The following is an 11,206-nucleotide window of genomic DNA, read 5'->3' on the forward strand; positions in this document are numbered from 1 at the left end:
TGGACTGCTGGGACTGTATTGATTGCAAGAAAAGCAAAGCAGTAAACATGGCCTCCGGTTACATTCAAAAAATAGAACAGGTATACGTAGAGAGCCGCACATCAGGGACTAATGTGCGGCTTTTTATTTAACACCAATCATTCCCACTGTGGAGCAAAGAACATGGAAGTGAGAGCAGTCGCTGCGGCGCTTGTTGCGTTGTCTTCGGCAATGCTGCTTTCCTGCACTTCTGATAAAGACAGGGAGCAAGCATTGAGTAATAACAAGAATTTTGGCTTAACCTCGACGAGTGAAATCCTGCTGACCAGCGAAGCGGGCGACAAAATGTCAGTGATGCCAAACCAGTCCTTTACCACTGAACGTGCAAACGGCATACAAGTCGTCATCCAACCGGATATCACCAAGCAAACCATCACTGGGATCGGTACCTCTTTCACTGAATCTGCTGCGTTTGTATTGGCTCACCTTCCGCCAGAAAAACGCCTTGAAGTGATGAACAATCTCTACGGCGAATCAGGCGCGAACTTCTCGCTGACCCGCACGCCGATTGGCTCGACTGACTTTTCTGTGGAAGGAAAGCTCGGCTATGCCGAAGTCGAAGGTGACGCGGCGCTGGAGCATTTCACAATCGCACCAGACAGCGATGGCTTTTCGAAAGCTAAGTATCCGGGAATTCAGGATGAATCATTCGACGTGCTGCCGATGATCAAAGAAGCAAAGTCGATCAAAGCAAAACAAGACGACGGCACCCTGAACATCATTGCTTCTGCCTGGACAGCGCCACCTTGGATGAAGGATATCAATACCTGGTTCATCAAAGGTTCAGAAGAGAACGACTGGGAAGGCACAGGCGGCTCACTCAAACCGGAATATGAATCCACTTATGCGGATTATCTGGTGAAATACCTTGAGCACTACAAGGAGGCCGGTGTTGATATCTGGGGTTTAACGCCAGTTAATGAACCGCACGGCAACAGCGGCAACTGGGAGAGCATGCACTTCACTGCTGAGACCCAGAATACCTTCATCAAAGAGTTTCTTGGTCCGGCTTTAAAAGAAAGCGCTTTCAACGATACTCGATTGCTGATCTACGATCAAAACCGTGATCATCTGGAGCATTGGACGGATGTGATTCTGGGCGATCCCGATACCGCACCGTATGTTTATGGCTCTGCCGTTCACTGGTATTCCAGCACGGTCGATGTTTACGAAAAGGTGCTGGAGAAGGTACACAACAAATTCCCGGATTTCGCCATCATCCATACCGAAGGCACGATTGACGATCTCGGTAAGCCTGCATCGAAAGGCATTTTGGATCCGGTGAAATTTCAGGAGTCCGGCTGGTTTGATAACGACGAGTTCTGGTGGAATGAAAACGCGACCGATTGGGCATACACAGCCACTTGGGCACCAAACCCGGAAAACCACCCTATCTACACCCCAGTGCACCGCTACGCGCGTGACATTATTGTCAGTCTGAATCACTGGATGAACGGTTGGGTAGATTGGAATGCGGTATTGGATGCCAAGGGCGGCCCTAACCATGCCGGGAATTTCTGCGGTGCGCCGATCATGATTGATACGGAAACCGGGTATGTCTATTACACGCCGATTTATGATGTGCTGGCACAGTTCAGTCGCACGATTCGTCCCGGCGATAAAGCCGTCAAAACCGATACCTTGTTAGGCGCATTGGAGCAGGATGATTTGCATGCCAGTTCAACGGTGAATGAATCAGGATTGCTAAGTGTGCAACTGCTGAACACGACCAAGAAGCCGATACAATTTGATTTGGTGATTGGTGCGCAGAGTGCGCTGATAACCCTGCCAGCGAATGCGCTGCAAACGGTGCGGGTTCAACTTTAAGGGCGATCCCCTGAGGAAGAAAAAGGCAGGAAATAAAACGGCGCAATATACCGAGTATTGCGCCGTTTCTCGCTGAATTACAGCGCTTCTACGTTAGTCGCTTGAGGGCCTTTTTGGCCTTGCTCAACGTTAAAACGTACTTTTTGGCCTTCAGCCAGAGTTTTGAAACCGTCAGAAACGATTGCACGGAAGTGAACGAATACGTCCTTGCCGCCGTTATCTTGAGTGATGAAGCCAAAACCTTTAGTTTCGTCGAACCATTTTACCAGACCAGTCGATTTATCAGACATAGTAACCTCTAATTTGTTTTTAATTGAATATGTTAACGGCAAGCTAAACGCCGACGTTAAACAGCAAGGCTGTACGGAAAGCTATTGAATGGTCGATGAAGCACAAGTTGACGCAGGGTATTAACGAAGACTATCGAGAAGTAGCTGAGAAGAAACTTAAACTAAATTTGGCATTAACAGCTCTTTCTTAGCCAGGCGCGAACTATACAGTGTGCTGGTTAAATAGCGAGCTTTATTTTCACTTTTCACGCATGTAGTCGTTTCCCCTGTATACTCCTTCCCTCTGTTTCTCTCGCTTCGGGATCTTCTCCATGCCATCCAAACCCGCTAATACCGTTGTCGTACTCGACTTCGAAACCACAGGCTTATCACCCAACATGGGCGACCGCGCCATTGAAATCGGCGCGGTAAAGTTGATTGACGGTGAGGTAATCGACACCTTTCAGGAATTGATGAATCCGGGCTTTCGCGTCAGTAGTTTTATCGAAGGTTACACAGGCATCACCAACAATATGTTACGCACCGCGTCTGGCTGCGAAGAGGTGATGAGCCGGTTTGCGGAGTTTATCGCCGGGTTTAACCTTGTGGCGCATAACGCCTCTTTCGATAAGCGCTTTTTGGATGCGGAACTGGAGCGCCTGCACGGAGGTTATTCCGGTCAATTTACATGCTCGATGCTGATTGCCCGTCGCCTGATTCAAGACTCCCCAACCCACAAACTTGGCGATCTCGTTCATTTTAAGGGTATTGCCAATGATGGCGTTTTCCACCGCGCTTTGGCGGATGCTGAAATGACAGCAAGGCTCTGGCTTCTGATGCTTGATGAACTGGATCAGCAAGGCATCACCAACCCAAGCTTTGCACTGATGCAAACCATCAGTAAAACCAGCAAGCAAGCACTGCCTTCTTTTTTGAACAAGCAACGCAGCAAAGTCAGCCTTTAATATCAATTCCTTAGACACCCATTATGCGACATGTTGGTGCGACTAAGTTCACTATTGAGATTCAGCAGAAATAAACACAGGCAAGCAATCGTCTTGAGTAAACTTAAGCGTATAAACATAAAAATACGTAACGAGTCGTAATGTCAGGTGAAGGAATGAATAACCCGGGTAAGTCGTTTTTAACCTCCGCTATTCGATGCTTTTTCGCACTGCCTCTGCTGATAGTCAGCCAGCTCGCAATGTCTCAAACATTCACGGTCATGACGGAAGATTTTGCGCCGTTTGGTTATGTGGAAAATGGCGAGTTAAATGGATTATCTGTCGATATCGTACGTGAAGTCTTTGCCATCGTCGGGCATCCTGACGATATTGAGATGCTTCCTTGGGCCCGCGCTTACAAAGAAACCAAACGAAAATCCAACCGCATTTTGTTTTCAATGAGCCGCACACCAGAACGGGAACCCTTGTTTAAATGGGTTGGCCCCTTGGTGGAAGACAGAATCACGTTCTATCGCCATAAAGACAGCGACATCAACATCCAGTCACTGGAAGACGCGCGGGAAGCAAACGCGATTCTAGTCACTCGTGGCTTTCCGGAAACAGAATTTCTTCAGAATCAAGACTTTAACAATCTCTATATTACCAATTCCCCGATTCAGGCATTTTCCATGTTAGTGATGGGCCGGGGAGATTTGGCACCGATTGGGGAGTTTGCCTACAAACCCTTGATGCAAAAAAGCAGTATCGATGCGGAGAGCCTCCAGAACACGGGCGTAGAACTGTTTAATATCCAGCTTTATATTGCGTTTTCAAAAGACACACCAGAAGAAGAAATCACCCGCTGGCAAGCAGCATTGGATCAGGTAAAGGCGTCGGGCAAGTATGGGGAAATCATCCGCCGGTATTCAGATCTTGGGTATTAGTCCGTAAGCCAGCAGATATTTTTGGATGATTACCAATAAGATTCGAGAACGGTCATGCCGTCGTAGGTACTGCACTTATAGCGGGTTTTCTTACCGCTTTCTCCTCTGCAGCTCACCGTAGTGAACAGAGTGTCTTTGTTCCATACCGACTCAAAGCTTTGGTCGAACCCACAATCGGCACCATAAAAGCTTTCCGCCTGTGCCGCACAGTATTGATAGGCTTCATCTTCACCACCGCGCGCATCCAACATTGCTGCACGAACTTTTCGCTCTTTACGGATGTTGGCAATATGCGCTTTGTCTGGCATCTCAAACCAGTCAATCCGCGGATTTTCGATATCAAAGCTCTTCTGGATCCAGGTCGCTTCCTTTACCGTACCTGAGAATTTGATGGAAAGGTTTTTCAGGTAAGCCACATCGACGTTCGCCAACGCCTCAAAGCCTGAGGGGTTGGACAGTGTGATGGACTCTTTTTCTACCCTGACGACAACCTCTTGTTCGGTGGCTTTTTCAATTAATCCCGACAGCGCAGTAAAGCTCACACCATCACACTCAAAACTGTATTCGCGATCCACAAAACAACGCTCTAGAAACACGTTGCCGTCTTTCTCTTTCGAACACCCGATAAGGGTAAGCATTGTAAAAAGGAGTGCCGCGACTTTAAGCATGAATGTGATTTCTATTCCAAAACTTATTTGTCGTGATCTTGATACATTTCAATGTGTATTTGCAATCCTATCAGCAGTCGGGCGGGACGCTGTTGGCAAATTTACCCACTGATCATTGATTACTACTCGAAATCACGCTTTTTTCATCGCACTTTTCCCCTCCGAAACAGCAACAATGGGATATACCCTTATATGGGGATAAGGACGCACAAAGGACGGAGAAGGAATACGTGTTCACCAACATTACCATCAAAGCAAAGCTTAATGAGCGCCTTCACGCTTTCTATCAGGACGTGCTCGGCATGCAATTGTCCGACTCTGGTTGGCGATTTGAAGGTGAAAGCGCATCACTCTCTTTTATTCCGTCTGATAGCCTTTACCAACCCACGCCAGCAGATGGCTTTTGGAAAATAGGCATCACTGTGGTGGACTTGGATGCCGTCTGCCAGTGGCTTCGCTCACAGGGGATCAATGTTTCCGCACCGCGCCAGTTTCAGGACATTGGCTATCTTGCTCACTTGTCTGATCCCAACGGGCTGACCATTGAATTACTGCAAACTACCTTTGAAGGCAATAAACCCCAACGCCAACCACTGACTCACCCGATTGCCGATGGAGCCGCGCTGGCACACATCACGCTTCGCTGCCATGACGAGCGAGCCATGCAGAAATGGGCTGACAGACTTGGCTTGACGCTGAAGTCCATCCAACCTGTTTCCGATTACGGTTTCACTCTCTATTTCTACTCTTTCATTGATGAGCCACAGCCTGAATCGGATTTGCGTGCAGTCGGTAACCGTGAGTGGTTATGGCAACGCCCGTACACCTTGCTGGAATTCCAGCTAGTCCATGATGCGCCGCCCTTTGCTTTACCTTCCGAAGAGGAAAGCGGCTTGTTTGGTGTTGAGGCTGGCGGGAAGGTAATTACGCCTCAAACGCTTAAAAACGCTGGGCTTGGGAAATAAACAAGTTATCGATATCGTGAGACTGCCCCGCCAATTGACGACCCCATGCTGCGTCTTAGCGCTCACCCGGTGGATCCCAAGATCATGTGTTGATGGATAAAGTAAGGCCCAGCAAAAATGGCATACATGACGTCTTACCTGTGCGCTACTGCTCCTATTGAGCATATCCAGAGTCGCTGTGCGTGTGCGGCCTTGCGTCAACCTGAAAACAACGAAGCAAATGGAAACTTTACGCCTTCACGTCATCAGCAAGGCTCACCATTTTGTTCAAGGTATTCGCAGGCAGCTTCAACCCCTTCGCGGGCGGCCATTTGGAGATATTCCTTTCCCTGACTTTTATCGACAGCAATGCCAAAGCCTTCGTAAAGCGCTTTCCCATAGTGATATCTGGCAAGTCTCGAGTAGCCTGCTTCGTCATCGAGTTGTGCCCCCTGCCTCATTAGGGCAGTGGAACGGGAGGGGTTTGGCGCTGAGTACACACCGTTTTCATGAATTTGAGCAAGTAGCAGCATGGAATAAACATCATTCCAGCGTGCAATGCAGTCTTCAAGAATCGCGACAGCGAATTCATGGTCACCGGTTTTCTCCGCAAAGTAGCCATAAATACACTTCATACGGTTGTCACTTTCTAGTTGTTCAGTGTAGGCAAATTCGCTGGTTTCAGCCGATAGATAGAGCGGAAAACATAACACGCCAACGCCTAACAAGAGTCTCCATTTAGACATGAATTAACGTTATCTCGGTGTAAAGTTCTTTGTTTCATAGTAGTAGGAAGTTGCATTTCCACCCCAAAATCATCCGTTTCTCTGTCAGATCTGCGTGAAAAAATTGAACCAATCAAAATCTGAGAGAACCGAACCATTATTGAGCAGAATGATAATTTTGCGTTGCACTACTAACAAAGATGTAAGACATATGATTCACAATTGATTAGTTCCGAGCAACAATTCCAAATTCTTGAAATACATCGCAGTTTTCACGCTGATAAGTGATAACTTTCACATTAAATTTTTGACCAGCACTTTCTCCACGCGATGCCAGATTTTAAAGACATACTCGACATCCACCCGAATCCCTGCGTCATACACATTAACTTTGTCCCTAAGTATGCCAATAACGCATTCGCAAAGTTCAGTGGAATGGCCTGCGCAGAGGACGTGCTCAGTCTGCCTTCTATTCGCGTCCTTTTTGAAGAAGAACACTGGCCTGAAGCTCAGCGTCGCTACAATCACGCGATTGAAACCGGGATCCCGACACCGCCGGAAGTGATCAATCATATGGATTTAAAAGGTAATCCGATGATCGCTGAAATCACCGACAAGGTGATTGACTGGTATGGCGAAAAAGCCATGTGTACCTTTGTGAGTGTGGTAACCGACCAAATCCGCCGTGAGCGTACTTTGCGTGATATGGCAAACCGAGACGATCTCACCAACCTTTATAATCGCCGTTATCTGTTGGACTTGTTCAGTGAGCGCCATGCTGCTCAGCAACGCCGCCAGTATCTTGCGATGGCCGACATCGATCACTTCAAACGTATCAACGACACCTTTGGCCACCCCGTGGGTGACTTGGTGTTGCGCCGATTTGCCCAGGAGATTGAAGATTTCACTGCGCCGGATGAATACGCATTTCGTTTGGGCGGCGAAGAGTTCGCCTTACTGATTTGGGCTGACAACCATACCGAGGCCACCACAAGATTAGAGCGGCTCCGTGTGGCAGTGCAGGACTGCGAAGTGAGAGTCAGTCACCCGAACTCGCAGCCGCTTTCCATTGGCTGCACAATTTCTATCGGGGCGACAGTGCTGGAGGCAACAGAAGATTTCCTGACCGCCAGCCTACGTGCTGATGAAGCGCTCTACATCGCGAAGAAGACCGGGCGCAATCGCGTGATCAATTACGATGCGTCTGCAGAAGATAAACCAGACATCGGTTAAGCACTTATCTGATTGGAGTATCTTTGATGCTGCTGGTTCGACAGAGAACCAAGCGTCACCCGATTCCGGCCATTTTCCTTGGCTTGGTACATCAAGCGGTCTGCATGGTGAAGCAGCGCTTCAAGAGAAGGATCTTTGCAACCTTTGTCTACCAGCAATGCCCCCACCGATGCGGTTACAAAAAGCCCTATCCCTTCCTGTGAAGCCTGCGGCACGATAAACCGGCAAACGTAATCCGCATTCACCTCCAGATCGTGCAGATCCTCAGCTGGCATCAACAAACAGAACTCTTCACCTCCCAGCCGAGAGATTGCCACCGCCTCGCGCAGGTAGTTGTTCAACGCCCCGCCAAGGTTATTCAGCACTTCATCCCCTTTCAGGTGACCGTACTTATCATTGATTTTCTTGAAGTGATCCACATCAAGCATCAGCACCCCTAATTGGCCACGTTTCAGCATGCTATTGACCCGCTTGCTGGCGAAGTTTCTGTCCAAGCCACGGCGGTTCATCAGTCCGGTCAGTGAATCGGTAAACGCGTATTCTTCCAGCTTACTGTTCAACGCTATCAAAGCACGGGTTTTTCGGTGTACCGCCTGCTTGAGCAAGATGATGTAACTGACCGTGCCAAGAAACAATACGGAGCCCACCAGTGGCCAGAACCAGTCAGGGATCTGAGTGGTTTTGCTGGTGTTGAGCCATTTTTGTTTGATGCGATCAATTTCGTGAGGTGGGATATTTTTGATGCCGCTTTCAACTTCTTGAAGCAGAAGTTCATTTCCAGCTGGCACGGCGGCATACAGCATTTTTTGGTACATACGGTCAATCGGCACAAAGCGGTTGGGATTGTCCTGTTGCAGCAGGTAATAAGTCGCCACTTGAGTATCCACCAACATGCGTTTTATTTTGCCTTCACGTGCCGCCTGGATAAGCGCTGCATTGTTATCAAACCCCATGGTAGAGACCAACGGATAGCGAGTCTTCAGAAACTCTTCCTCGTAGCCGCCACGTACAACACCAACGACCATGCCCGGCAGAACACCTTGCGTTTTCAACTCTTCGCTGTCATTGAGTACATAAAGCGTGGTGGAGATTTCGAACAAAGGCAGGACATAATCGAGGTATTCATCACGGGATTCAGAGTAGAGCAAGCCGCCATGAACTTTGCGCCCGCCTTCTTGCATAGCGATCAGAGAGTCGTTCCAATCCGAGAGAGCAAATTCTACCGGGGTGTTATTGATCTCTGAAAAAAGCTTCCAGTAATCAACTAACAGTCCCTTGGGAATACCATTCTCCGAGAAAGCAAAAGGCTTCCAGCTATGAGAATTCGTCACGATGATGGTGTCTTTATCCGTTTCAGCCAACGCAACCGACTGGGCCATACCCAGTGCAAATACCACAACGCTACAGACGAATCGGCATAACCGAAGCAAATGCATCAAAGGCAAATTTTCCTTCACATGAATTGATGGAAACATTGTCGCAAAATTCAACCAACAGACCACGCTTTGTTTAACACCCGCATAGTCATTGCGAGACATAGATCTATGAGTTGATGAAAAAAACTTGAAAACCTCAGAGGGCTAGATGGCGTATTGTCATTTTTTTTCAAAAATAGTCAGGCAATATGTCCGCACAATTAGCCATACAATAACGCTTTCAACCCAATGCTGATCAATGTTCATCGCTCTTTATCTATTCGTTACCGATTAGTGATCTAGCAAATAATATGTGGTAAATTTACGGCCCTGAAAGTAGGCGCAACGCTGTATCATTTGAGTGGAGGATGGCAGGAAGGTGCGAATAACCCTTTTTCCATTGCCTGCGATCAAATTTCCGCCACATAAAGCATGTATACTTGTGTCCGCTTTCATGGATGAGTTGTGTTGTCCAAACGAACCCACGTTTGGACAACACAATTACGTGGCATGAACCTGTATTAACGCTGTAAGAGCACAAGGCAATGTTGCCGCTCATCACACAGTAGCTTGTTGTTTTATTACAAAACTCAAGCATCTGGATAACGTGACTACAGCGACATTTATCCCTTGGGTAGTAAAAGTTCGACCGGAGAGAACCCTACATGAAAAAGACCAAAATCGTTTGTACGATTGGACCAAAAACCGAATCAGTAGAGATGCTGACCAAGCTGGCAGAAGCAGGCATGAACGTAATGCGCCTGAACTTCTCACACGGCGACTTCGCTGAGCACGGCACGCGCATCTCTAACCTACGTCAGGTAATGGAAAACACTGGCAAGCAACTGGCTATCCTACTGGATACCAAAGGTCCTGAAATCCGCACCATCAAACTGGAAGGCGGCAACGATGTTTCTCTGGTTGCAGGTCAAACTTTCACTTTCACTACTGACGCATCAGTAGTAGGTAACGCAGAGCGCGTTGCAGTGACTTACCAAGGTTTCGCAAAAGACCTGACTGTTGGCAACACTATCCTGGTTGACGACGGCCTGATCGAGATGGAAGTACTGGAAACCACAGAAACTGACGTTATCTGTAAAGTACTGAACAACGGTGATCTGGGTGAAAACAAAGGCGTTAACCTGCCAGGCGTTTCTGTAAACCTACCTGCGCTGTCTGAAAAAGACAAAGGTGACCTGGTATTCGGTTGTGAGCAAGGCGTTGACTTCATCGCAGCTTCTTTCATCCGTAAAGCATCTGACGTTAAAGAAATCCGCGATCTTCTGGCTGCAAACGGCGGCGAGAACATCCAAATCATCTCTAAAATCGAAAACCAGGAAGGCGTTGATAACTTCGACGAGATCCTGGAGCTGTCTGACGGCATCATGGTTGCACGTGGCGACCTGGGTGTAGAAATCCCAGCAGAAGAAGTTATCTTCGCTCAGAAGATGATGATCGAGAAATGTAACCGCGCACGTAAAGTGGTTATCACTGCAACGCAAATGCTGGATTCAATGATCAAGAACCCACGTCCAACTCGCGCAGAAGCGGGTGACGTTGCAAACGCGATCATGGACGGCACTGACGCAGTAATGCTGTCTGGTGAAACTGCGAAGGGTAAATACCCAGTTGAAGCTGTGACCATCATGGCGCAAATCGCGAAGCGTACTGATGCAGTACTGAAAGCAGAACTGGGCTCACGTCTGGACAGCTCTCGCCTGCGTATCACTGAAGCAGTATGTAAAGGCGCAGTAGACACCGCTGAGAAGCTGGGTGCTCCTCTGATCGTTGTTGCTACTGAAGCTGGTAAGTCTGCGCGTTCTATCCGTAAGTACTTCCCAACTGCAAACATCATCGCTGTCACCATCAACGAGAAAACTGCTGCACAACTTTGCCTGAGCAAAGGCGTGACTTCAGTAGTTGTTGACCAGTTCGAAAACACTGACGAGTTCTACCGTCGTGGTAAAGAAATCGCTCTGGAATCAGGTCTGGCTGCGAAAGGCGACATCGTTGTTATGGTTTCAGGCGCACTGGTTGCTTCTGGTACTACTAACACTGCATCTGTACACGTTCTGTAATCGAACCGTACCGAGCATAAAAAAAGGAGCCGATTGGCTCCTTTTTTGTTTCTTTGGGCTTTTATACCAATCACAGTAGGTAGCTGCTCAGAAATAGCGTAGGAAAAATGCTCGAGAACA

General features: G+C 48.0%; 10 protein-coding genes. 6 read left to right on the top strand and 4 right to left on the bottom strand.

Features of this window, described 5'->3' with window-relative positions; translation table 11 throughout:
• The first annotated feature begins 162 nt into the window (after positions 1-162).
• Positions 163-1,866 (top strand): glycoside hydrolase family 30 beta sandwich domain-containing protein, encoded by a 1,704-nt coding sequence (locus RN22_RS09760; protein WP_046304113.1) that lies wholly within the window; start codon positions 163-165, stop codon positions 1,864-1,866.
• Positions 1,867-1,943: 77 nt separating this feature from the next.
• On the opposite strand, the gene RN22_RS09765 is transcribed toward RN22_RS09760, so the two are convergent.
• Positions 1,944-2,156, bottom strand: coding sequence for a cold-shock protein (locus RN22_RS09765; RefSeq protein WP_002537692.1), 213 nt, complete (start codon positions 2,154-2,156; stop codon positions 1,944-1,946).
• Positions 2,157-2,467: 311 nt separating this feature from the next.
• Here RN22_RS09765 and RN22_RS09770 point away from each other — a divergent pair, with 311 nt between their 5' ends.
• Both RN22_RS09770 and RN22_RS09775 read left to right on the top strand, forming a co-directional pair.
• On the top strand, positions 2,468-3,100 hold the full coding sequence (locus RN22_RS09770; RefSeq protein ID WP_046304114.1) for a PolC-type DNA polymerase III: 633 nt from the start codon (positions 2,468-2,470) through the stop codon (positions 3,098-3,100).
• A gap of 140 nt (positions 3,101-3,240) precedes the next feature.
• Entirely contained in the window at positions 3,241-4,023 is a 783-nt protein-coding gene (locus tag RN22_RS09775) for an ABC transporter substrate-binding protein (RefSeq protein WP_046304115.1), read from the top strand.
• A gap of 29 nt (positions 4,024-4,052) precedes the next feature.
• Here the strand turns inward: RN22_RS09775 and RN22_RS09780 are convergent, their stop codons facing one another.
• Positions 4,053-4,691, bottom strand: coding sequence for a hypothetical protein (locus RN22_RS09780; RefSeq protein ID WP_046304116.1), 639 nt, complete (start codon positions 4,689-4,691; stop codon positions 4,053-4,055).
• 230 nt (positions 4,692-4,921) lie between these two features.
• On the opposite strand from RN22_RS09780, the gene RN22_RS09785 reads away from it, so the two are divergent.
• Positions 4,922-5,656 (top strand): VOC family protein, encoded by a 735-nt coding sequence (locus RN22_RS09785; protein WP_046304117.1) that lies wholly within the window; start codon positions 4,922-4,924, stop codon positions 5,654-5,656.
• Between the two features lie 245 nt (positions 5,657-5,901).
• Here the strand turns inward: RN22_RS09785 and RN22_RS09790 are convergent, their stop codons facing one another.
• On the bottom strand, positions 5,902-6,381 hold the full coding sequence (locus RN22_RS09790; protein WP_231590878.1) for a sel1 repeat family protein: 480 nt from the start codon (positions 6,379-6,381) through the stop codon (positions 5,902-5,904).
• Positions 6,382-6,690: 309 nt separating this feature from the next.
• On the opposite strand from RN22_RS09790, the gene RN22_RS09795 reads away from it, so the two are divergent.
• Complete coding sequence (locus RN22_RS09795) at positions 6,691-7,593, top strand: sensor domain-containing diguanylate cyclase (protein WP_039849783.1); 903 nt, start codon at positions 6,691-6,693, stop codon at positions 7,591-7,593.
• Here RN22_RS09795 and RN22_RS09800 read toward each other — a convergent pair.
• Complete coding sequence (locus tag RN22_RS09800) at positions 7,590-9,029, bottom strand: diguanylate cyclase (protein WP_046304122.1); 1,440 nt, start codon at positions 9,027-9,029, stop codon at positions 7,590-7,592. The genes RN22_RS09795 and RN22_RS09800 overlap by 4 nt on opposite strands.
• Positions 9,030-9,673: 644 nt before the next feature.
• Between RN22_RS09800 and pykF the strand changes: the two genes are divergently transcribed.
• Complete coding sequence (pykF, locus tag RN22_RS09805; RefSeq protein ID WP_046304118.1) at positions 9,674-11,086, top strand: pyruvate kinase PykF; 1,413 nt, start codon at positions 9,674-9,676, stop codon at positions 11,084-11,086.
• The last annotated feature ends 120 nt before the right edge of the window (positions 11,087-11,206 follow it).

The sequence above is a fragment of the Grimontia sp. AD028 genome, assembly GCF_000973155.1.
Taxonomy (GTDB): Bacteria; Pseudomonadota; Gammaproteobacteria; order Enterobacterales; family Vibrionaceae; genus Enterovibrio; species Enterovibrio indicus.